General features: G+C 58.9%; 20 protein-coding genes and 1 pseudogene. 7 read left to right on the top strand and 14 right to left on the bottom strand.

The genetic code is table 11. From position 1 onward, the window contains the following. The first annotated feature begins 2 nt into the window (after nucleotides 1-2). From typA to fabY, 5 genes are all read left to right on the top strand, one after another. Nucleotides 3-1,823, top strand: a complete 1,821-nt coding sequence (typA, locus tag PVE98_RS19435; RefSeq protein ID WP_033754244.1) for a ribosome-dependent GTPase TypA — start codon at nucleotides 3-5, stop codon at nucleotides 1,821-1,823. 219 nt (nucleotides 1,824-2,042) lie between these two features. Further along, nucleotides 2,043-2,639 carry a glucose-1-phosphatase gene (gene yihX, locus PVE98_RS19430; protein WP_096072302.1) on the top strand — a complete coding sequence of 199 codons (597 nt, stop codon included), beginning with the start codon at nucleotides 2,043-2,045 and terminating at the stop codon, nucleotides 2,637-2,639. Nucleotides 2,640-2,642: 3 nt separating this feature from the next. Continuing rightward, nucleotides 2,643-3,512, top strand: coding sequence for a virulence factor BrkB family protein (locus tag PVE98_RS19425; RefSeq protein WP_096073853.1), 870 nt, complete (start codon nucleotides 2,643-2,645; stop codon nucleotides 3,510-3,512). Continuing rightward, the gene (dtd, locus tag PVE98_RS19420) at nucleotides 3,509-3,946 is read left to right on the top strand and encodes a D-aminoacyl-tRNA deacylase (protein WP_096072303.1); all 438 of its coding nucleotides are present in this window, start codon (nucleotides 3,509-3,511) and stop codon (nucleotides 3,944-3,946) included. The genes PVE98_RS19425 and dtd overlap by 4 nt, the downstream gene beginning before the upstream one ends. A 59-nt stretch (nucleotides 3,947-4,005) precedes the next feature. Next, entirely contained in the window at nucleotides 4,006-4,953 is a 948-nt protein-coding gene (gene fabY, locus PVE98_RS19415; protein WP_033754253.1) for a fatty acid biosynthesis protein FabY, read from the top strand. Nucleotides 4,954-4,989: 36 nt separating this feature from the next. On the opposite strand, the gene PVE98_RS19410 is transcribed toward fabY, so the two are convergent. From PVE98_RS19410 to gmk, 7 genes are all read right to left on the bottom strand, one after another. Continuing rightward, nucleotides 4,990-6,669 (bottom strand): AsmA family protein, encoded by a 1,680-nt coding sequence (locus PVE98_RS19410; RefSeq protein WP_096072304.1) that lies wholly within the window; start codon nucleotides 6,667-6,669, stop codon nucleotides 4,990-4,992. A 120-nt stretch (nucleotides 6,670-6,789) separates the two neighbouring features. Continuing rightward, nucleotides 6,790-8,175, bottom strand: coding sequence for an NCS2 family protein (locus PVE98_RS19405; protein WP_033754257.1), 1,386 nt, complete (start codon nucleotides 8,173-8,175; stop codon nucleotides 6,790-6,792). Nucleotides 8,176-8,300: 125 nt separating this feature from the next. Further along, nucleotides 8,301-10,379, bottom strand: a complete 2,079-nt coding sequence (gene recG, locus PVE98_RS19400; RefSeq protein WP_333620359.1) for an ATP-dependent DNA helicase RecG — start codon at nucleotides 10,377-10,379, stop codon at nucleotides 8,301-8,303. Continuing rightward, nucleotides 10,376-11,074: a tRNA (guanosine(18)-2'-O)-methyltransferase TrmH gene (trmH, locus tag PVE98_RS19395; RefSeq protein ID WP_033754263.1), complete on the bottom strand. Its 699-nt coding sequence runs from the start codon at nucleotides 11,072-11,074 to the stop codon at nucleotides 10,376-10,378. Before trmH ends, recG begins: the two co-directional genes overlap by 4 nt. Before the next feature lie 3 nt (nucleotides 11,075-11,077). After that, a complete protein-coding gene (gene spoT / locus PVE98_RS19390) occupies nucleotides 11,078-13,186 on the bottom strand; it encodes a bifunctional GTP diphosphokinase/guanosine-3',5'-bis pyrophosphate 3'-pyrophosphohydrolase (protein ID WP_033754265.1) in 2,109 nt (702 codons plus the stop codon). A gap of 20 nt (nucleotides 13,187-13,206) precedes the next feature. Continuing rightward, entirely contained in the window at nucleotides 13,207-13,482 is a 276-nt protein-coding gene (gene rpoZ / locus PVE98_RS19385; RefSeq protein WP_013511051.1) for a DNA-directed RNA polymerase subunit omega, read from the bottom strand. 54 nt (nucleotides 13,483-13,536) lie between these two features. Further along, nucleotides 13,537-14,160 carry a guanylate kinase gene (gene gmk, locus PVE98_RS19380; protein ID WP_033754269.1) on the bottom strand — a complete coding sequence of 208 codons (624 nt, stop codon included), beginning with the start codon at nucleotides 14,158-14,160 and terminating at the stop codon, nucleotides 13,537-13,539. A gap of 242 nt (nucleotides 14,161-14,402) precedes the next feature. Here gmk and ligB point away from each other — a divergent pair. After that, nucleotides 14,403-16,146, top strand: a pseudogene (gene ligB / locus PVE98_RS19375) (NAD-dependent DNA ligase LigB); the annotation flags it as partial. Here ligB and PVE98_RS19370 read toward each other — a convergent pair. From PVE98_RS19370 to PVE98_RS19340, 7 genes are all read right to left on the bottom strand, one after another. After that, entirely contained in the window at nucleotides 16,087-16,704 is a 618-nt protein-coding gene (locus PVE98_RS19370) for a trimeric intracellular cation channel family protein (protein WP_033754272.1), read from the bottom strand. The pseudogene ligB and the gene PVE98_RS19370 sit on opposite strands and share 60 nt — an antisense overlap. 375 nt (nucleotides 16,705-17,079) lie before the next feature. Beyond that, nucleotides 17,080-17,724 (bottom strand): oligosaccharide flippase family protein, encoded by a 645-nt coding sequence (locus PVE98_RS19365; RefSeq protein ID WP_096072306.1) that lies wholly within the window; start codon nucleotides 17,722-17,724, stop codon nucleotides 17,080-17,082. Between the two features lie 71 nt (nucleotides 17,725-17,795). After that, nucleotides 17,796-18,062, bottom strand: coding sequence for a hypothetical protein (locus PVE98_RS19360; protein WP_048782845.1), 267 nt, complete (start codon nucleotides 18,060-18,062; stop codon nucleotides 17,796-17,798). 433 nt (nucleotides 18,063-18,495) lie between these two features. Then, complete coding sequence (locus PVE98_RS19355) at nucleotides 18,496-18,891, bottom strand: polyketide cyclase (protein WP_096072307.1); 396 nt, start codon at nucleotides 18,889-18,891, stop codon at nucleotides 18,496-18,498. Between the two features lie 126 nt (nucleotides 18,892-19,017). Next, a complete protein-coding gene (locus PVE98_RS19350) occupies nucleotides 19,018-20,154 on the bottom strand; it encodes an alanine racemase (protein ID WP_096072308.1) in 1,137 nt (378 codons plus the stop codon). A gap of 117 nt (nucleotides 20,155-20,271) precedes the next feature. Then, nucleotides 20,272-21,195 carry a kdo(2)-lipid IV(A) palmitoleoyltransferase gene (gene lpxP, locus PVE98_RS19345; RefSeq protein ID WP_033754286.1) on the bottom strand — a complete coding sequence of 308 codons (924 nt, stop codon included), beginning with the start codon at nucleotides 21,193-21,195 and terminating at the stop codon, nucleotides 20,272-20,274. A 384-nt stretch (nucleotides 21,196-21,579) separates the two neighbouring features. Continuing rightward, nucleotides 21,580-22,443: a YicC/YloC family endoribonuclease gene (locus tag PVE98_RS19340; protein WP_033754290.1), complete on the bottom strand. Its 864-nt coding sequence runs from the start codon at nucleotides 22,441-22,443 to the stop codon at nucleotides 21,580-21,582. 158 nt (nucleotides 22,444-22,601) lie between these two features. Here PVE98_RS19340 and PVE98_RS19335 point away from each other — a divergent pair, with 158 nt between their 5' ends. Further along, a complete protein-coding gene (locus PVE98_RS19335) occupies nucleotides 22,602-23,033 on the top strand; it encodes a DUF3574 domain-containing protein (RefSeq protein WP_096072321.1) in 432 nt (143 codons plus the stop codon). The last annotated feature ends 19 nt before the right edge of the window (nucleotides 23,034-23,052 follow it).

The raw sequence follows: 23,052 nt of genomic DNA, 5'->3' as shown, positions 1-23,052 counted from the left end.
TTGTGATCGAAAATTTGCGTAACATCGCCATCATCGCGCACGTAGACCATGGTAAGACCACCCTGGTTGATAAGCTGCTGCAACAGTCCGGTACCTTTGACGCGCGTACCGAAGCGACTGAGCGTGTGATGGACTCCAACGATTTGGAGAAAGAGCGTGGAATTACCATCCTCGCTAAAAACACCGCTATCAAATGGAATGACTACCGTATCAACATCGTTGATACCCCAGGACACGCCGACTTTGGCGGTGAGGTAGAGCGCGTCATGTCCATGGTTGATTCGGTGCTGCTGGTTGTAGATGCGATGGATGGCCCTATGCCGCAAACTCGCTTCGTGACCAAAAAAGCCTTTGCCCATGGTTTGAAGCCGATCGTTGTAATCAACAAGATTGACCGTCCGGGCGCGCGTCCTGACTGGGTTGTTGACCAGGTATTCGACCTGTTCGTCAACCTGGACGCGACCGACGAGCAGCTTGATTTCCCGATCATTTACGCATCTGCGCTGCAGGGCATCGCCGGTCTGGATCACACCGACATGGCTGAAGATATGACCCCGCTGTACCAGGCGATCGTCGAGCACGTTTCTCCGCCGCAGGTGGAAGTTGACGCGCCGCTGCAGATGCAGATCTCGCAGCTGGACTACAACAACTACCTGGGCGTGATCGGCATCGGCCGCATCAAGCGCGGTAAAGTTAAGCCAAACCAGCAGGTGACCGTTGTCGACAGCGAAGGCAAAACGCGCAACGGTAAAGTCGGTAAAGTGCTGGGCCACCTGGGCCTGGAGCGTATCGACACCGACCTGGCGGAAGCGGGCGACATCATCGCGATCACCGGCCTGGGCGAGCTGAACATCTCCGATACCATCTGCGATCCGCAGAATGTAGAGGCGCTGCCGGCGCTGAGCGTCGACGAACCGACCGTAACCATGTTCTTCAACGTCAACACCTCGCCGTTCTGCGGTCAGGAAGGCAAGTATGTGACTTCGCGTCAGATCCTTGAGCGCCTGAACAAAGAGCTGGTGCACAACGTTGCGCTGCGCGTAGAAGAAACAGAAGATGCGGACGCGTTCCGCGTATCCGGCCGTGGCGAACTGCACCTGTCGGTGCTGATCGAAAACATGCGTCGCGAAGGCTTCGAACTGGCGGTTTCCCGTCCGAAAGTTATCTTCCGTGAAATCGACGGCCGTAAACAAGAGCCGTTCGAGAACGTCACGCTGGATATCGAAGAGAACAATCAGGGCGCGGTTATGCAAGCCATGGGCGAGCGTAAAGGCGATCTGAAAAACATGGATCCGGATGGCAAAGGCCGCGTACGTCTTGACTACGTTATTCCGAGCCGTGGTCTGATCGGCTTCCGTAACGAATTCATGACCATGACTTCAGGTACCGGTCTGCTCTATTCCACCTTCAGCCACTACGACGACATTCGTCCGGGCGAAGTGGGCCAGCGTCAGAACGGCGTGCTGATCTCCAACGGCCAGGGCAAAGCGGTTGCCTTCGCCCTGTTCGGTCTGCAGGATCGCGGCAAGCTGTTCCTGGGCCACGGCGCGGAAGTCTATGAAGGCCAGATCATCGGTATTCACAGCCGCTCCAACGACCTGACCGTTAACTGCCTGACCGGTAAGAAGCTGACTAACATGCGTGCTTCCGGTACGGATGAAGCAACTACGCTGGTGCCGCCGGTGAAGATGACCCTTGAGCAGGCCATCGAATTCATCGATGACGACGAGCTGGTTGAAGTTACGCCGCAGTCGGTCCGTATCCGTAAACGTCACCTGACCGAAAACGACCGCAAACGCGCGTCGCGCGGTCCGAAAGAGTAAGACGTTTCGCTCTGATAAAAAGCCCCGCTCGTCGGGGCTTTTTTTATTCCTGCCGCCTTTCTGACGCGCGTTGTCCCCCGCAACGGCGCCGCCCGCCGCCCGCGCGCGCTAAGCCCGCATGCGCAAGCTTCCATAACGGATTTTCTCCTGCCAGTTACCTGTTCAGCCCCTGGTTTTGCCGCTAGAGTGAATGATCCAGGGAACCAGAGGAGTAACGACATGTTGTACATTTTTGATTTAGGCAATGTGATTGTTGATATCGATTTCAATCGCGTGCTGGGCGTCTGGAGTGACCTCGGCCGCGTACCGCTGGCGCTGCTGCAAAGCCGCTTCCAGATGGATGAGGCGTTTGAGCAGCACGAGCGCGGCGAGATCAGCGACGAACATTTCGCCGCGGAGCTGTGCGAGCGGCTCGACATTGCGCTGAGCTACGAGCAGTTCGTGGCGGGCTGGCAGGCGGTATTTATGGGCGCGCGCGCCGATACGCTGGCGCTGATGAACCAGCTCCGCGCCGACGGACATCGCGTGGTGATCCTCTCCAACACCAACAAGCTGCACACCGAATTCTGGCCGACGCAGTATCCGGAAGTGCGCGCTGCAGCGGACGCCATCTATCTGTCGCAGGAGCTGGGAATGCGCAAGCCTGAAGCGCGCATCTTTGAGCACGTGCTGCAGCAAGAGGGCTATCGGGCCGATCAGGCGATCTTCTTTGACGATAACGCGGACAATATCGTAGGCGCGGAGGCGCTGGGCATCAGAAGCGTACTGGTTACCGACAGCAAAACCGTGCCGACCTGGCTGGCAAGCCATCGCTGAATGATGACGTCGCGCCCTTTTATTTCGACCTGCCACGCGCTCTGGCTGTGGCTCAGGCTGCTGTGGAAACGCATCGACGAAGACAACATGACGACGCAGGCCGGCAATCTGGCCTTTGTCTCGCTGCTGGCGCTGGTGCCGCTGATCGCCGTGGTGTTCGCGCTTTTCTCCGCGTTTCCGGTCTTTTCTGAAGTCAGCGTTCAGCTGAAAAATTTTATCTTCGCCAATTTTGTGCCGGCAACCGGCAACGTGGTGGAGCGCTATCTCGATCAGTTTGTGGCCAACGTGCACCGTATGACGGCGTTGGGGGCGATAGGACTGATTGTTACCGCGCTGCTGCTGATGCATTCGGTTGATACCGCGCTCAACACCATCTGGCGCAGTCGTAAGAAGCGTCCGCTGGTTTACTCTTTCGCCGTCTACTGGATGATCCTGACGCTGGGGCCGCTGCTGGCCGGCGCCAGCCTGGCAATCAGCTCCTACCTGCTCTCGCTGCGCTGGATAAGCGCCAGCGGGGTGTACGGCGTTATCGATCAGGTGCTAAGGGTCTTTCCCTTGCTGCTCTCCTGGCTCGCGTTCTGGCTGCTTTACAGCATTGTGCCGACGCGCAGCGTGCCGTCGCGCGATGCCTTAATCGGCGCGCTGGTGGCGGGCGCGCTGTTCGAGCTGGGTAAAAAGGGCTTTGCTCTCTATGTTACGATGTTTCCTTCATACCAGCTGATTTATGGCGTGCTGGCGGTTATTCCAATTCTGTTTCTCTGGGTCTACTGGACCTGGTGTATTGTGTTGTTGGGCGCGGAAATTACCGTGACGCTGGGCGATTATCGCCAGCTAAAACAACAGGAAGGCGAAAAAGAACGAGAGGTTGCATGATTGCGTTGATTCAACGAGTACTCAGCGCCAGCGTCAGCGTGGATCGCACGGTGGTAGGCGAAATCGGTCCTGGCCTGCTGGTGCTGTTAGGCGTAGAAAAAGAGGACGATGAGAAGCGCGCCGAGCGGCTGGCGGAAAAAGTGCTGGGCTATCGCATTTTTGGCGACGAGCAGGGAAAGATGAACCTTAACGTCCAGCAGGCGGGCGGCAGCGTGCTGGTGGTGTCGCAGTTTACGCTGGCGGCGGATACGCAAAAAGGCATGCGCCCCTCTTTCTCCGGCGGCGCGGCACCCGCCGAGGCGAATCGCCTGTATGAATATTTTAGCGACTGCTGTCGTCGCCAGGGCGTAACTACCGCCAACGGACGCTTCGCCGCCGATATGCAAGTCGCGCTGGTCAACGATGGTCCTGTCACCTTCTGGTTGCAGGTGTGAGTCTGGCAGCCGAGCGGCACGGGATCGGCCACGCAAGCTCTGAACGAGAGAACCACTTTATGTATCATCTTCGGGTACCGCAAACTGCGGAAGAACTGGATATGTACTACCAGTTCCGCTGGGAAATGCTACGCAAGCCGCTGCGCCAGCCGCAGGGCTCGGAGCGGGACGGCTGGGACGCGCTGGCGCATCATCAGATGGTGGTGGACGAGCACGGCCAGCCGGTGGCCGCCGGACGTCTCTATATCAATGCCGACAACGAAGCGTCGATTCGCTTCCTCGCCGTGCATCCGTCGGTGCAAGGGAAAGGGCTGGGCACGCTGGTGGCGATGACGCTGGAATCGGTGGCGCGGCAGGAAGGCGTTAAGCGCGTAACCTGCGCCGCGCGCGAAGACGCGGTCGAGTTCTTCGCCAAGCTGGGCTACCTCAATCAGGGAGAGATCACCGCGCCGCAGACCACACCGGTGCGCCACTTCCTGATGATTAAACCGGTGGTGACGCTGGACGATATTCTGCATCGCGCCGACTGGTGCGGTCAGCTACAGCAGGCCTGGTACGACAATATTCCGCTCAGCGAGAAGATGGGCGTGCGCATTTTGCAGTTCACCGGGCAGAAATTTATCACCACCATGCCGGAAACCGGCAACCAGAACCCGCACCATACCCTGTTTGCCGGTAGCCTCTTCTCGCTGGCGACCCTGACCGGCTGGGGGTTAATCTGGCTGCTGCTGCGCGAGCGCCATCTTGGCGGCACCATCATCCTGGCGGACGCCCATATCCGCTACAGCAAGCCGATTGCCGGACGTCCGGGCGCGATTGCCGATATCGGCTCGATGAGCGGCGATCTGGATCGCCTGGCGCGCGGCCGCAAAGCGCGCGTGCGCCTTGAAGTCGAGCTGTACGGCAACGAGGAGCCGGGCGCGGTGTTTGAAGGGGTCTATATCGTACTGCCCGCCGATCCCGACGAGCCGTTAGAAGAGGGCGGTTCCGGCGCGCGTATCAACTAAAGCACCAGGGCCGATGATGCGGCCCTGATGCTCTCTTTATCTTACTTCGCCCGCCTGCATCTGCTGCTGAACCTGCTGCGTATCGGTGCGCAGCGAGAGCGAGCCGTTGGCCGAGGATTTCAGCGGCGCGTCCGCCTTGAGCGAGGCGTTGAGCTCAAGCTGGAAATTGCTCGGGCCACTCGCCGGCAGCGCAGGCCAGCCCCAGTTTTGCAGTATTCCTGCGGGCACCGCCTGGCCTTTCAGCGTCAGCGCCACCGGCCGATCCGGCTGCTGGCCGATGCTGCCCGATCCTTCCAGCAGTCCACTGCCGCTAAAGGCGCTCATCTCCGTGACCTGAATCTGCCGATCGTCGGCGATAAGAGACAGCGACGGATGGCGCAGATCGACGCGGTTAAAGGTCGCTTCGGCGGCGTTGAGACTCAGCTTGCCTGACCAGATCCCCCACTGATGCTGACGCGCCAGCAGCAGGTTTTCTCCGCTGCCCTCCAGCGAGGTCATCTGAAACGGAAACGCCGGGTTGATATCGATGATCAGGTTGCGATTAGAGGTGAAACGTCGCACCTCCAGCGAATCGAGCCAGGTCGGCAGCGCTGCCAGCCAGCGATCGCGCCAGGCTTCCGGCAGCGTATATTCCAGTCCTGCGACCGCCAGATTATTCAGCGTCAGACGCTTGTCGCTGCGGCTCCAGCTGCCGTCGGCGCGGATCACGCCGTTGGCCCAGCGCGAGCTGAACTGGGTCAGCGCGATGCCCTGCGGCGACAGGTCGAGATTGAGGATCGGATCGTTTAGCTCGAAGCGTCCGTTGATAAAGTTGCTGGCGTTCAGCGAGAGCGAACCGTCGTCGCTGCGCCAGTCGTCGCCTTGCCAGGTCAGGTTTTTCAGCGTCAGGTCGAGATCGGTGACCGCCCAGTCCGGGCCCTGAAGGCGCGCGTCGGTCATATCCAGACGGTTAATGGTGACGGAAGGCAGCGCCTGAATCGGCCGCAGAAAGTCCGCCAGGCTCTGGGCGGTTTGCAGGCGAATATCATTGAGGCGAAGCTGGCGGATCAGCCAGTTGCCTTGCGCGTCGCGCTCGGCGCTGCCGGTCATCGAACCGCGCGCCAGATCGGCGCCAACGTTGCTGAACAGCATGCGGCCCTGGGATACGCTGCCCTGAATCAGGACGTTAGCGCCTGACACCTTATTCAGCGTCAGGTCGCCGGCGCTCATCTGAAACTGCGCGTCGCTGCCCAGCATGCTCTTCGTCGTGGGTCTCCACGGCATAACGCCGCCGTTTACCTGCTGAGCCGCAAGCGGCAGCGGCGTGTCTGGACTGTCGATACGCATATTGTTCAGCTGCAGGCGTCCCGCCTGGAAAGGCAGGGCGTCGCCGGGCGTCAGATTCGCCAGATTCACCACGCCGTCGCGCAGCTCGATGCTGCCGAAGTTCAGCGGATCGCTGAACTGCAGCAGCGCGAATCCGAGATCGACGCGCTTCGCCACTACTGCAGCCGGCTGGCCGTCATGACCAAAGGTGAAGTTGTCGAGAATGATGTGCGAAGGCGAGGAGAAGTTATGCTCTATCTTGCTGAGGGAGAGATGCCAGGCGGTTTTATCGCTCACGTAGCGGCTGAACCAGCCTGCGCCCCATTGCGTCTGCAGCAGAACGTAGATCACCACCAGGCTCAGCACCAGCAGCAACAGTACCGTAAGAAAAAATTTTCCAAGAAATTTCATTGTATCCATCCCGCCATCTTTCCGGTCAGTGCTTGTTATGCCTGAATTACCGTTGTAGCTCAACAGCCTGGATGTAAATACGAATAAATAGAGGAGGCGGGCCGCAGCCCGCTGGAGAGGTTACTTTTCCTGCGGGAAGATCAGGTTCAGCACGATGGCAGTGATCCCGCCGGCGGCGATGCCGGAAGAGAGCAGGGTCTTCAGCCAGTCTGGCGCAAACTGCAGGATCAGCGGCTGCTGCGAGACGCCCAGCCCGACCGCCAGCGACAGGGCGATAATCATAATCGCGCGGCGGTTGAGCGGCTCGCGCGACACAATGCGCACGCCGGAGGCGGCGATGGTGCCGAACATGACGATGGTCGCGCCGCCCAGAACCGGTTCCGGAATATGCTGTACAAAACCGCTCACTGCCGGAAACAGACCCAGCACGATCAGCATCAGCGCCACGACAAAACCGACGTAGCGGCTGGCGACGCCGGTAAGCTGGATCACGCCGTTGTTCTGCCCGAAGCAGGAATTAGGGAAGGTATTGAACAGCGCGGAGACAAAGGAGTTCAGCCCGTTCGCCAGCACGCCGCCTTTCAGGCGCTGCATATAGAGCGGACCGCTAACCGGCTGCTCTGAAACGTCCGAGGTCGCGGTAATATCGCCGATCGTCTCCAGCGAGGTGACCATAAACACCAGCATCAGCGGGATCAGCAGGTTCCAGTCAAAGCCCAGCCCATAATAGAGCGGCGTCGGTACCGCGACCAGCGGCTGGCTGGTCGGCGCGGCGGTTTGCGGCAGCATATCCATCAGCCAGGCGGCGAGATAGCCGACCGCCATGGCGATAACCAGCGACGCGACGCGCAAATAAGGATTACGCTGACGGTTGAGCACGATAATCACCGCCAGCACCACGCCCGCCAGCAGCAGATTTTTCGGCGCGCCGAAGCTGTGATCGTTCATTGCGGCAAAGCCGCCGCCAATAGAGGTCAGCCCGACCTGAATCAGCGACAGGCCGATAATCATCACCACGATGCCGGAGACCAGCGGGGTGATAATGCGGCGCGCCAGGTGCAGAACGCGCGACAGCACCATCTCGGTACAGGAGGCCACCATTAGCGTGCCGAACAGCGCCGCCATCATGGTCGGCACGTCGGCGCCGCCGTTTTTCAGCGCCATACCGCCCATAATCAGCGGCGTTACAAAATTGAAGCTGGTGCCCTGAATCGACAGCAGGCCCGAGCCGACCGGACCCCAGGTTTTAATCTGCAGCACCGAGGCCACGCCGGAGGCGAACAGCGACATGCTGATAATGTGCTGCGTATCCTGCGCAGGCAGGCCCAGCGCCTGACAAATCAGCAGCGCGGGCGTGATGACCGCCACGAACATCGCCAGCAGATGCTGACCGGCGGCAAACAGCGTTTGCGGCAGCGGCGGACGATCTTCAAGACGGTAAATCAGTTCGCTCTGGCGCGGCGTCGTCGATTTTTGGAGTGTGGCGTCTGGTTGATTAACGGACATAAAGTGGCTTCCCAATCTGTGAAGAGGGGGATTTTAAACCGCTGCTGGCTGAAAGCAATCGTTTGCCAGCCTTTATCTTATGCGCGCCCGGGCGCAAGCGCTGTCAGATCAGAAAGGAGAGGGAATTAGACGTTGGTATAGCGCGCGGTTTCCGGCAGCCAGCGCTCGATCAGCGCCTTCGCCTGTTCAGGATAGTGCTGGTGAATATGGCGCGCCACGCGTTGTACTTCCGGCACCATCGCCTGATCGCGCAGCAGATCCGCTACCTTAAACTCGGCGTTGCCGGTCTGGCGCGTGCCCAGCAGCTCGCCGGGACCGCGAATCTCCAGATCGTGCTGGGCGATGACGAAGCCGTCGTTGCTGTCGCGCAGCACCTGCAAACGACGCTGCGCGGTTTTGCTCAGAGGCGCTTTGTAGAGCAGTACGCAGTGCGACGCCACCGCGCCGCGGCCAACGCGTCCGCGCAGCTGATGCAGCTGCGCCAGCCCCAGGCGTTCCGGGTTTTCGATAATCATCAAACTGGCGTTAGGCACGTCGACCCCGACCTCAATTACCGTGGTCGCCACCAGCAGCTGCATTTCATTGGCCTTGAAGGCCGCCATCACCGCCTGCTTCTCCGCAGGCTTCATGCGGCCGTGCACCAGACCGATATTCAGGTCGGGCAGCGCGACTTTCAGGGCTTCCCAGCTTGCTTCCGCCGCCTGCGCCTCCAGCAGATCGGACTCTTCGATCAGCGTGCAGACCCAGTAAGCCTGGCGGCCGTCCTGGCAGGCGTGCCGCACGCGTTCGATGATGTCGTCGCGGCGGCTGTCAGGGATGGCGACGGTGGTAACCGGCGTACGGCCAGGCGGCAGCTCGTCAATGGTTGAGGTGTCGAGATCGGCGTAGGCGGTCATCGCCAGCGTGCGTGGAATCGGCGTCGCGGTCATAATCAGCTGATGTGGATGGAAGCCCTGCTCTTCGCCTTTCTCCCACAGCGCCAGCCGCTGATGCACGCCGAAACGATGCTGCTCGTCGATAATCACCAGCGCCAGACCGTTGAACTGCACCTGCTCCTGGAACAGCGCATGCGTGCCGACCACCATCGCCACCTGTCCGCTGGCGATCGCCTCTTGTTGCGCCTGCCGCGCTTTGCCTTTCTGCTTGCCGGCCAGCCAGCCGACTTCGATGCCCAGCGGCGCGAACCAGCTGCGGAAGTTGTTCGCGTGCTGCTCTGCCAGCAGCTCGGTGGGCGCCATCAGCGCCACCTGCTTGCCGTGCGCGATCACGTCGAGCGCCGCCAGCGCCGCGACCAGGGTTTTACCGGATCCGACGTCACCCTGCACCAGACGCATCATCGGGAAATCTTTGGCCAGATCGCGCTCAATCTCCTGCACCACGCGTTTTTGCGCGTTAGTCGGGGAGAAGGGCAGCGCCGCCAGCAGTTTGTCGCTCAGCGTATGGCGCGGCGCCATCGGCAGCGCGTAATAGCGCTGCGCGCCAGCGCGTACCGCCAGCATGCTGAGGTTGTGCGCCAGCAGCTCTTCAAGGATCAGGCGACGCTGCGCCGGATGGCGGCCGTGCTCCAGCTCGCTCAGGCGCAGGTCCGGCGGCGGGCGATGCAGCGTGTGCAGCGCCTCCGGCAGACTAATTAATCCCTGCGCCAGCTCCTGCGGCAGCAGTTCGGCGATCGGCACGCTCTCCAGCAGCGTCAACGCCTGATCGGTCAGGCTGCGCAGCGTAGCCTGACGAATACCTTCGGTAGTGGGATAGACCGGCGTCAGGGTCTCTTCCAGCGTAACCGGGCTCTGCTCGCCCTGAACGCGATACTCGGGGTGAATCATTTCCGCGCCGCGCTGGCCGCGCTTGATCTCGCCATAGGCGGTCACGCGACGACCCGGCGCCAGGCTGTTCTTCATTCCGGCATTGAAGTTGAAGAAGCGCATGGTGAGCACGCCGCTGCCGTCGCTGATCTGACACACCAGCATGCGGCGTCGGCCAAAAGAAACATCGGACTGCAGCACTTCGCCCTCTACCGTCGCCCAGATGCCGGGCAGCAGATCGTTAATGGCGTAGAGCTGAGTGCGGTCTTCGTAGCGTAGCGGGAGGTGGAGCAGCAGATCCTGAATGGTATGCAGGCCGAGCTTAGCCAGCTTCGCCGCCTGACTGGCGCCGACGCCGGTCAGGGTACTGAGCGGAATGGCATCCAGCAGGCGGCCTTTCATTTCTTTTTCCCTGTGGCCTGCATGCTGGCCCACCAGTCGGCGTCAGCTTCCACTTCGCCCTGGGCGTTGATATGCGGATAGGGCAGACCTTTCTGCTTCGCTACGCGCGCCAGCACCGGATAGCCGCCTTCGAACAGCAGGCGCTGCTGCTCCTCTTCGTCCAGCAGGCTGTGCCGACGCTGATAGAGTCCGGCGTTCTGCCGCTGGCGCTGCGCTTCGTAGAGGATCAGCGCGGAGGCCACGGAAACGTTCAGCGACTGTACCATGCCCACCATGGGAATAATGATGTCGCAATCGGCCAGCGCCAGCGCCTCGGCGGTGATGCCGGTTTTTTCCTGACCCATCAGAATGCAGGTCGGGCGGGTGTAATCTATTTCGCGAAAATCGACCGCTCTGGCCGACAGGTTGGTCGCCAGCACCTGCATGCCGCGATCTTTGAGATGGGTAACCGCCTGGGCGATATTGCGATGGGTTTTGACCTTCACCCAGCTGTTGCTACCGGCGGAAGCGGAGACCATGGTGCGCATGCGTTCACTGGGCCAGACGGCGTGCACTTCGTGAATGCCCACCGCATCCGCCGTGCGGATCACCGCCGATACGTTGTGCGGTTTGTGCACCTGTTCCATGCAGACGGTGAGGTCGTGCTGGCGAAGCGCCAGCATCTCCTGAATACGAGCGAAGCGTTGGGCGTTCATGCGCTAGTTACGGTTACGGTGGACTTTGATCACGTCCGGCATCACGCGAATTTTACGCATAATATTCGCCAGATGGACGCGATCGCGCGCGGTCAGGCGGATAAACGCGCTGTAAACGCGGCCGTCGCGCTCTTCGGTGTTGAGACTCTGGATATTCGAGCCTGCGGTATTAATCGCCGCCGTCAGGTTCGCCAGCGCGCCCTGATGGTTGAACATGTCGACTTTAATCTCCGCCACGAACTCCTGATCGGTGACCTTATCCCACTCCACCGGCATGAATTTTTCCGGCTCTTTCTGGTAGCCGCGAATATTACGACAGGATTCGTGATGCACCACCAGGCCCTTGCCGGGACTGACGTGGGCCACGATGGGGTCGCCGGGAATCGGGCGGCAGCATTTGGCGAAGGTGATCAGGACGCCGTCCGCGCCTTTGATCGGCAGCTTGCCGCGTTTGCTGCTGCTCGGCGGCGTCGCATTGCTCGACTGCAGCAGGTTTTTCGCCACCACCACGCTCATGGCGTTGCCGAGGCCGATCTCCGCCAGCAGGTCGTCCAGCGACGTCAGCTTCATGCGATCCAGCTCTTGCTTGATGTTCGCGGGCGAGATTTCCGCCAGCTTGCGGCTGCCGCCGAGCGCGTGGCTCAGCAGGCGACGGCCAAGATTGACGGAGTCTTCGCGCTTGAGGTTTTTCAGCAGCTGACGAATTTTGGCGCGCGCTTTGGAGCTGACGACGAAGTTGAGCCAGGCGGCGTTGGGACGCGCGCCCGGCGCCGTAATGATCTCTACCGTCTGACCGCTGGTGAGCGGCTGCGAGAGCGGATAGGGCTGGCGATCGACGCGCGCGCCGACGCAGGCATGGCCGATATCGGTATGTACCGCATAGGCGAAATCGACCGGCGTCGCGCCGGCTGGCAGTTCGACGATACGGCCTTCCGGCGTAAAGACGTAGATCTCGTCAGGGAAGAGATCGGATTTCACGCTCTCGATAAATTCAAAAGAACTGCCCGCGCTCTGCTGCAGCTCCAGCAGGCTTTGCAGCCAGCGCTGGGCGCGAATCTGCGCGGTAGTGCCGCTTTCGCCCGCCTGTTTATAAGCCCAGTGCGCGGCGACCCCCATTTCCGCCATCTGATCCATATCTTCGGTACGGATCTGCACCTCGACCGGCACGCCGTGCGGACCGATCATCGAGGTATGCAGCGACTGATAGCCGTTGGCTTTGGGGATAGCGATGTAATCTTTCATACGGCCTGGACGCGGTTTGTACAGGCTGTGCATCTGACCGAGCACGCGATAGCAGGTATCCACGTCCTTCACGATCACGCGGAACGCGTAGATATCCATGATGGAGTGAAAACGCTGCTCTTTCAGCGTCATTTTGCGGTAGATAGAGTAGAGATGTTTTTCACGGCCGCTGACGCGGCAGGGAATGCCCGCTTCCTGCAGACGCCCGTCGATCTCCGACAGGATCTTCTGAATCATCTCTTTGCGGTTGCCGCGCGCCGCTTTTACGACCTCTTTAATCACACGATAGCGATTAGGGTAGAGCGCCTCGAAGCCCAGCTCTTCCAGCTCGATCTTCAGGTGATGGATACCCAGGCGGTGCGCCAGCGGACTGTAGATCTCCAGGGTTTCCAGCGCGATGCGACGACGCTTGTCTGGACGCAGCGAGCCCAGCGTACGCATATTGTGCGTGCGGTCGGCCAGCTTGATGAGAATGACGCGGATATCCTGCACCATCGCCATGATCATCTTGCGGAAGTTCTCAGCCTGCGCCTCTTTCTTGTCGCGGAAAGTCAGCTTATCCAGCTTGGATACGCCTTCTACCAGCTCCGCCACGCTTTTGCCGAACAGCTGCTCCATATCCTGGTAGGTTGCCGGCGTGTCTTCGATCACGTCGTGCAGCAGCGCGGCCATGAGCGTTTCATGGTCGAGCTTCATTTCCGCCAGGATGCAGGCGACCGCAACAGGATGGGTAATGTAAGGCTCGCCGCTGGAGCGTGTCTGTCCCTCGTGAGCATCACGTGCGACAAGATACGCTTGCTGGAGGCGCTTGATTTGCTCCTCCGGCAGGTATTTTTCAATCAGCTGATTGAGGCTTTCAAACAGATACAAGGTTGGCCTGCAGGTTGCTGTTAACGACGGCCTTCAGCGATAGCGGTAACGGCTTGTAATTCAGCGGCTTCCTGCTCTTGCTGTTCCTGACGATCGCGCACGTCGAGGATCTGGTTGGTGATCAGGCCTTCTTCGATTTCGCGCAGGGCGATAACGGTGGCTTTATCGTTCTCTTCCGGAACCAGCGGATCTTTGCCGCCTACCTGCATCTGACGTGCACGACGTGCAGCGACCAACACCAGGTCAAAACGGTTACCAATTTTTTCTACTGCGTCCTGAACGGTTACGCGTGCCATAGGTGTGCTACTCCACAGATGAAGAAATGACTGGGCATAATACTGAAACTGTCTTCAGACTGCCAATAGTTTGCTGATTAAAGCATCATGACGCGCCTTCTGGCGCCCCATGCGCAGGCGTTCAGCGCGGATGATGGTCTTCAGATCGGACAGCGCCAGATCGAAATCATCATTGATAATTAAATAGTCGTATTCGGCGTAGTGGCTCATCTCAGAGACCGCCTGCGCCATGCGGCGGGCAATCACCTCTTCGCTGTCCTGACCGCGACCGCGCAGACGGCGGTCCAGCTCGTCTTGCGAAGGCGGCAGCACGAAGATGCTGCGCGCGGCGGGCATTTTCGCACGGATCTGCTGCGCGCCCTGCCAGTCGATATCAAGGAACACATCGACGCCGGTGGAGAGCACCTGCTCAATCGCTTTACGCGACGTACCGTAATAGTTGTCGAAGACTTTTGCATGCTCGAGGAAGGCGTCTTCCGCGATCATCGCTTCAAATTCATCTTTCGAGACGAAGTAATAGTGTTCGCCATGGGCTTCGCCGGGACGCATGCCGCGGGTAGTGTGAGAAACAGACACCTGCGTATCGTACAGCGGTTGTGTCTTCAGTAACGCCTGAATCAGGCTGGATTTACCCGCGCCGCTGGGGGCGGAAACAATAAAAAGCGTGCCTTGAGCCATGGTCTTCTTGAATTGAGTAAAGAGCGGAATCGATTTCCTGCAAAGTATACACGGCTTGGGGCCGTCACGCAGCGTTTGCGCATGGCGCTGCGCTAAATCTTTTGCGGCGCGGCGCGTAAAACCGCCTTTTCCAGCCTGCAAACGCTTCTGTTTTCTGCCTGTTCCCTTCCATTCTGCTGTTTTGGCTGTCGCCCTGTTGCTTCCATGCCGCTTCAATAGGCGAAACGTTGAGGAGGCTCATGATGAAAGAGACGCTACGCCTGCTGCTGTGCCTGTTGTTGCTGGCTGCCGATCCGGCACACGCGCTTTGTCCGGTATGGACGCCTGCGCACGCCGGAGAGGAGATCGCCCGTCTGCAGCGGCAGCTGGAGCGCTGGGACGAAGCCTACTATCGCGACGGCAAGAGCCTGGTCAGCGATGCGGACTACGATACGCTGCTGCAGCGGCTGAAAAGCTGGCAGCGCTGCTTCGTGCCCGCTCGCCCGACCTATGCCTCTCAGCTGCCCGCCAGCGGCAGGGTCGCGCATCCGGTGGCGCATACCGGCGTAAAAAAAGTGCGCGATAAGCTGGCGCTGGCGTACTGGATGCAGGATCGGCGCGACCTATGGGTGCAGCCGAAAATCGACGGCGTCGCGGTCACGCTGGTCTACGAGGCGGGAAAGCTGGCGGCGTTAATTAGCCGTGGCGATGGCCTGCACGGCGAATCCTGGTTAGCGAAAGCGCCCTATATTCCCGCCATCCCACTGAAAATCGAGAGCGATGCGCCGCGGGTGGTGCTGCAGGGCGAACTCTTTCTGAAGATGACCGATCATCGCCAGTCGCGCGACGGCGGTAAAAACGCGCGGGCGCAGGTAGCGGGCGCGCTGATGAGTCAGACGCCTGGGCCGCTGCTGGCCGATATCGGCCTGTTTATCTGGGGATGGCCAGATGGGCCCGCCGCGATGACGGATCGTCTGCGGCAGCTTGCCGGCTGGGGGCTGGGTCTGGCGCAAACGTGGAGTCAGTCCGTACGCGACGAGGAAGAGGTCGCGGTCTGGCGCGATCGCTGGTTCAACGCGCCGTTGCCTTTCGCAACGGATGGCGTGGTGGTGCATCAGACGACGCGTCCCGCCGGACAAAGCTGGATGCCTGGCGAAGGTGACTGGGCGGTGGCGTGGAAATTTGAGCCGCCGGACGTCACCAGCGAAGTACGTTCGGTCGATTTCACCACCGGCCGCACCGGCAATATTGCCGTGGTGCTCACCCTTCAACCGGTCGCGCTCGACGATAAAATCGTCCGGCGCGTGAACATCGGCTCGCTGCGGCGCTGGCGGACATGGGACGTTATCGCCGGCGATCAGGTGGCCATTAGCCTGGCGGGACAGGGCATTCCTCGTCTGGAAAGAGTGATATGGCGCGTCGCAGAACGCGACTACCCGCAGCCGCCGGATGCTGAAAGCTTTACGCCGCTCAGCTGCCTGAGCATTACGCCCGCCTGCCGCCAGCAGCTGCTGGCGCGGCTAAGCTGGCTAAGCCAGAAGTCGGTGCTGGATATCGCCGGCGTGCAGCGCAGCACCTGGCTGCGACTGCTAGAGAACCGGGCCATGTCGCATCTCTTCTCCTGGCTGACGCTGACGCCGGAACAAATCGCGCAGAGCTCAGGCATCAGTCCGACGCGCGCGCAGCAGCTCTGGCATCAGTTCAACCTGACGCGTCAGCAGCCGCTGCGCCGCTGGATCGGCGCGCTTGGCATACCGCTGCCGCGGCGCGCGCTAAACGCTTTGCCGGACAGGACCTGGGATGAGGTGCAGCAGCGCGATATGCAGCAGTGGCAGGCGCTGCCGGGCGTCGGCGCGATCCTGGCGCAGCGTATTCACGCCATGCTGCAGGACGCGCGCATACAAAAACTGATCGCGTTTCTGCGTCAGCAGGGCATTCCGCGCGAGGTCAGTGCTCCGGGTGGGGATAGTTGAAAACCGGCAGGCCAAGCCGGAAGCGCAGCGCCAGCAGGCGAGCCAGAAAGCCGAACAGCAGGGTAATAATCACCACGGCCTCATGCGCCAGCGAGGTTTTCAGCAGCAGGATATAGATCCAGCCGGAGGCGAAGGCGATACCGGCATAGAGCTCTTTCTGAAACACCAGCGGAATACGATTACAGAACATATCGCGCAGCACGCCGCCGAATACGCCGGTAATCACCGCGGCGATGGCGGCGATAATCATCGCATGGCCGCTGTCCAGCGCAACCTGCGCGCCAATAATCGAGAAGACCACCAGGCCCAGCGCATCCAGCACCAGGAAAACTTTGCGCAGGTGGGTCATCAGCGGCGCAAGCCAGGTCGTCAGCACGGCGGCGGCGGCAACGATCATGATATATTCCGGATGCTTCACCCAGCCGAGCGGGTAATGGCCCAGTAAAATATCCCGCACCGATCCGCCGCCAATCGCCGTTACCGATGCAATGATAATCACGCCGAACAGATCCATTTTGCGTCGTCCGGCGGCAAGCGCGCCGGTCATGGCTTCCGCCGTAATGCCGATAATATAGAGGACGGTTAATAACATAGCTGGCTCCAGAAGGTGGGCGGCAAGGCTACGGGGTGAGTAAAATATCAGCAACTGAGAATTTCTCAGGCGATCGCTTCGCATCAGTTTAACTTATGCCGGCCTGCGGAAAAACGCCGACGTAGCGGGAAAGCGAGCACCGCGCTGCGGCTGCTGGATAAGAAAAACGAATTATCAGTACCACAGGAAATGAAGCAAAGCGCTATTAAGGCGAGGTTATCGGGAAAAGCGCGAAAGACGCAGCCTGGCTAGTCAGGAATCGCCGGAGGAAAGGAATAAAAAAATAGCGCGGATAAAAAGAAAAAAGCGTGCTGTCGCCAGCACGCGAATGCATCTTGTCAGATGCCCAGAGCCCACCATACAGACTTATTTTTATTATGCGATTCTTGCACGAATGCGACTGTAATCTTTAAGATTAAAACGATATTCCGGCTGAAAGCTCGAGCGGCCATAATAGCAATAGATCAGCATGCGAATAGAGGCCATTGCCAGATAACCCCAGATGGCGCACAGTACCGAAGGCGTCAGCCAGACGGTAAATAACGTCACGCCAAGTCCAAAAAGCACAGACAACGTTTCAGTAAAGGCGATGCGAGTATATTGCTTTTCGCGCTGTAAAACGGCGCGGTAATGTTGTCCCTGCGGAATAATAATAAAAATAACAGAGACCATTTCCAGCATAATAGCCAGTTCGGGCTGCTGCAGGTAGTTGCCGATAAGATCGCTGCCGGTAAACAGCACGGCGAAAATAACCAGGCTCAGCAGCATATTGCCCCAGTAAAGCATCGACTGATCGCGTAGCGACAGCGTGCCGCTGCGGATCAGCGCGTTGGAAAAGCTGCGGTCAGCCAGCGTATCGATGACCAGCAGCCCAATAATGGCGATCGCCAGCAGGTTCAGCTCGTTAGCCTGCAGTATTTGCGCCAGTAAAGAGAGCTGAAGCACCCCAATGCCGATGATTTTAATCGATGAAAGGATCGACCATTTTGCGCCGGTAAAGCTTCGTTCACGTATCGCCATGATATGCTCGTTAGGTACAGGTACCGAGTAAAATGTGACGTATGAAATAGCAGGCTATTTCACACTAATAATTAATGCCATTCGCCTGCGCGAAGTCCAGACGCAGTACGCCAGGCCTCACCTGTTATTATTGATTCAATGCGATGGATTTCTGAAACGTAAATAATTTCCCCATTATTATTATTATCCCGGGACAGGGCCGTCTTTTCTGTGGTTAACAGAAAAGCGGCCAGATCCTGGGCAAATCCTTTTATATTTTTATATTCCCCAGCCAGCATCCTACCGGCGATCTCAACAAGTTCTTCTTCTGACAGCAGAGCCGTAGTTGAGCAATCCATTTTTTATTTCCTAGTGTTGTTATTTTTAAGTGTTGCTGTGTGTGGCTAATTTATACCTCGTTTTTTTTAATTTCACACCATAAGAAAAGTCCGATAACGTTGCTGCAGAAATAAATGGATTCACTCTTTGCATGAAATTTTTTTAACTTCCGTTCTAAAGGTTTATTAATCGTTGTGCAGTAAAAAGGGTAAACCGCGGGTATAAAAAATGCGCACGCGCAGAGAATGCATGTATTTCAGGCGTTACAGCGAAACGGCAGCGTTCGCTACCCAGGACTTTTCCCGGATAGCGGGCTTTAATGAAACTGTTGTGAATCGAGAAGATGGCTTATGAAAAAGGTGAAAGCGCTTATGCGTTTTTACTGAACTTTTTTCACTTTTCTGAGCCGTAAGGCCCAGCCATGACTAAAGATCGGCGGCTTCTTCGCCGGTTTTACTGGGTGAGCAGGCAGTTGAGACGAGCAAGATCGCTTCTTACCCATTCAATATCCTGAGAAAACTTCCCGTCAGACATAAGCGGCTGGCGATAAACCACCATCACGACTTCCGCGCCCTGTTCATTGGCAACCACGCGCATCGGCATATAAATCTCTTTGCCAAAGCCGCTGTCAATCCAGTGATCCATTACGCCAAAGGGATTATGCGGGGTAAAGCGAAGCTTTACTGAACCTTGCGGCCCGCGAGCGCGCCAGTAACTGCCTTCCTGCTCCAGCTTGCTGCTGCTTAGCCCGGAAGCCCATCTGGCGAAGTATTCCGGCTTCCAGATAGTTTCATATAAATCTAACCAGTTACGCGCAATGGTCTGACTGACAACTTGGGACAACAACATGCTACCTCCGGAACCGGGTTAAAACGGCATTAAAGCATGTTGGGTGCGGGGGGAGAATCGCGTGCAACCAGAAGTGTGGCGCAGACAGGGTTTCGTCCGGCAGGCCGGGCGGCCTGCCGGGAGCGGTCAGAGGAAACGTCCGCGCGCGTCAATCAGCTGGATCTCTGCGCGACCATCGGCGTGACGCAGCACATAGCTGTCCGACTGCGCCATAACCGCACAGCTGTGATTGGGGTAGATACGCAGCAGAGCGCCGACGCGGGGCGCGCGATCCTGCCAGGCGATAAAGCCATGCTCCTCCGACAGCTTGCCAATCTCATAGCAGGCGCCGTTCTCATCGACGGCGATACCGAAGCCGCTGGCGCTGGTGCCGTGCGGCCCTTTATCCGAACTCAACATTTTGGAACCGGCATCGATAATAGCGAAATGGCGGTTTATCGCCACCACGCGAGCGATCACGCTCAGCGCCAGCTCATCAACGCGGCTCAGGCCGAGGCGGCAGGCGGTCAGATCGAGCAAGGCGTAGTTTCCCGGACGGATTTCATCGGTTCCGTCGGCCACCGGCGCAGCGAGCGCCGTGGGCGTCGCGCCGACGGAAACGGGGCAGTCGTCGAAACCCGCTGCGCGCAGCTGGCTTTGCACCTGCCGCATCAGCCGCGCCTCTTCCAGGGCGATCTCCGCAATGGCGTCGCGGTTCCCCGCGGCGTAGGCGTGCCCGGCATGCGAGACCAGACCGGCAAAACGTAGCCGCGCTGCCTGCATTGCCTGCGCCAGACTTACCGCGTCGTTGCGATGCGGATCAACGCCGATACGGTGGAGTCCGACATCGACCTTAATCGCTACCCCAACATCGGCATCAGGCTGCTGGTGCAGCGCCTCGGCGATAGCGGCTACGCCCTGCGGCGCATCGACAATCAGCGTCACTTTCGCCTGATGCTGCGCCGCCAGCTTCAGCAGCGGCGCAATGCTTTCGGCGCGAATAATGGGGTAAGCCAGCAGGATGTCGCGCTCGCCGCCGCGAATAAAGACTTCGCCTTCGCTCGGCTTGGAAACGGTAATGCCGCAGGCGCCCAGCGAACGCTGGCGGCGGGCGATATAGAGGCTTTTATGCGTTTTGATATGGGGACGAAGCGCGACGCCTGCGCGGCTGGCTTTTTCCTGCATGCTTTGCAGATTGGTTTCCAGCCTGTCGGCGTCGATTTCAATATAGGGCGTCAGGCGATCGTCAGGCAGAGGACGCTGCCAGCGTTGGTTCATATCCATACGAGGTTCCTGCACGAACAGAGAAAACCTCATCATTCAGCAATTCGCTGCGGGATGCCAGCCGCAAAAAGCGAAAACCGCATCATGAACGTCGTCATGATGCGGCTGCGAAACAGACTAAACGTAGAGCGAGGCTTCACCCGGCGGGCGGGTTTTGAAGCGGCGGTGCAGCCACAGATACTGCTCCGGCGCGCGCAGAATCTGGCTTTCGATCACCTTGTTCATATAGGCGGCGGCGGCCGCTTCATCGGTATGCGGGTAGTTTTCCAGCTCGGGATCGATAATCAGCTGATAGCCGTAGTTATCGGGATTGCGGATCAGCGAGATGGTCAGCATCGCCGGATTGGCCAGGCGCGACAGAACGAAGGTGCCGTTGGTGGTTGCGGCTTTCTCAACGGCGAACAGCGGAGCAAAGACGCTGCCTTTCGGGCCGTAATCCTGATCCGGCGCAAACCACACCGATTCGCCTTTCTTCAGCGCATGCACCATACCGCGCAGATCGCGTCGATCGATCATCGCCTTGTTAGAGCGCATACGGCCTTTGGTCTGCGCCCACTCCATCGCCCGGTTGTTGTGCGGGCGATACATCGCCATCATCGGCTGACACAAGCCGCTGATGCGGCCGCCCAGCTCCAGCGACATAAAGTGCACGCCGATAACCATTACGCCGCGCTTCTGCTCCATGGCGGACCGCAGATGGTGCATGCCTGACACCTCAAACAGTTTTTTCACCGCGCGATCGGACCAGAACCATGCGATGCCGGTTTCCACCAGCGCCATGCCCAGCGAAGCGAAGTTGCCCGCAATCATGCGCTCTATGTCGTGTTCGGCAATGCCGGGAAAGCAGAGTTCGATGTTGCGTCGCGTAATGCGTTCCCGACGCTTAAGGAAATGACGAGAAAGCGTGCCGGCGTTGGCGCCGAGACGCATCAGAAGAGGATAAGGAAGCTGAACCAGCAGCCACAGGATGCCCAGACCTAACCAGGTTAACCAGTAACGCGGATGCAGCATTGAACGGCAAAAAGCTCCGGTCTTTTTCATAGCGCACCTTTATGTGATGAGTGTATGTATCGCATAAAGAAGCACTTCCCTAAGTTCCCCAGGCGCTACAGCTTGTAGTCAATCGGACCGGCACATTAGCAAAAAGTGCCGCGAAAGAAAGTGAAACTGCGGAATCATATGGAGATGAATGTTTCATTGAACGGGTGATTATCGTAGAGAGGAATAATGCGGAAGATAAAATTGCCAATAAAGACAATAAGTTAAATAAAATTCGAAGTGGTAGCTTATAGCCAGCGCTCTAACATTAAGAGTGGTCTGGAAATGAATGCTTATGTTTATTTACGCAGAATTTACGCTAGCGGACAGAGAAAACGGCCAAAAGCTCGCCCGGAGGCGAGCCTTTCGTTCAGCAGGCGTCGCCTGTCACTCGATGTTCTGAATCTGCTCGCGCATCTGTTCGATTAACACCTTCAGCTCAATCGCCGATGCGGTGACGTCCGCATTGATCGATTTCGACCCCAGCGTGTTCGATTCGCGGTTGAACTCCTGCATCATAAAGTCGAGGCGGCGGCCGACGGCCTCTTTTTTGCCGAGGATGTTATAGGTCTCTTTAACATGCGCTTCCAGGCGATCCAGCTCTTCCGCGACGTCGATGCGCTGCGCCATCATCACCAGCTCCTGCTCGAGGCGATTGTTTTCCAGCTGCACTTCCGCCTCTTCCAGCTTCGCCACCAGGCGCTCGCGCTGCCATTTCAGGATCTCAGGCATTTGGGCGCGCACTTTCGCCACTTCCTGCTTCACGCCTTCGAGGCGCTGTTCGATCATGCCTTTCAGCGCGGCGCCTTCGCTTTCGCGCGCAACGATGAAGTCATCCAGCGCGCCGTCCAGCGCGCTCAGCAGCTGGGCGTTAATCGCATCGAGATCCTGCTCCTGCGCGGACATCACGCCAGGCCAGCGCAGAATGTCCATCGGGTTGATGGCGCCTTCGTCGCTCTGCATCTTCACCCAGTTGGCGGCCTGCACCAGCTGCTTCGCCAGGGTTTCATTCAGCATCAGTTCGCCCTGCGCGCCGGGATCGGCGTCGAAACGCAGGTTGCACTCGATTTTGCCGCGCGTCAGGCGCTGACGAATGCGTTCGCGGATAACCGGCTCCAGGCTGCGAAACTGCTCCGGCAGACGGATATAGGTTTCAAGGTAACGCTGGTTAACGGAGCGAAGCTCCCAGGCGGCGCTGCCCCAGGTGCCTTTGGCTTCGCGGCGGGCGTAAGCGGTCATACTGCGGATCATAATCGGCTACTCTTTGTCAGAAATTATGCAGCAAGTATAGCGACACCCGCCGCGCGCTAACAGGCATAAGCGCAGGTGCGGGCGAATAACGAAACATTTCCGCTTTTGCGGACAGACACTTATGATGGCCGCTAACCGTATTGATAAGGATACCGCCGATGTTCCGCTCTGTTGCCCTTTCCGTGGCGCTGGCCGCGCTGCTGGCCGGTTGCCAGGCGCCGCGTCCGCTTCCGCCGCCGACCAAACCGATTGCCGTGTGCGCCGGCGGCGAAATGATGATGCAGACCACGCTCTGGTTTGGTCTCAGCAAACCGCAGGGCGGAGTGGTGAGCCGCGACGACTGGCAGCAGTTCCTTGATAAAGAGGTGACGCCGCGCTTCAAAGCGGGACTCAGCGTCTATGACGCCAGCGGTCAGTGGCTGGAGAAAAGCGGCAAGCTGGCGCGCGAGCCCAGCAAGGCGCTGATGCTTATTCACGGCGCGGAGAACGGCGTCAACGACGATATCGAAGCGCTGCGCACGCTTTACAAGCAACGCTTCGGCCAGGAGTCGGTGATGCGTGTCGACGCGCCGGTGTGCGTGGGATTCTGAATAAAAACGGCGGCTGGAA

Origin of the sequence: Pantoea sp. GABEPS69 (assembly GCF_045780835.1) — a bacterium.
GTDB classification, from domain to species: domain Bacteria; phylum Pseudomonadota; class Gammaproteobacteria; order Enterobacterales; family Enterobacteriaceae; genus Pantoea; species Pantoea septica.
The sequence above is the reverse complement of the archived record's forward strand: the minus strand, read 5'-3'. Positions and strand labels throughout refer to the sequence as shown.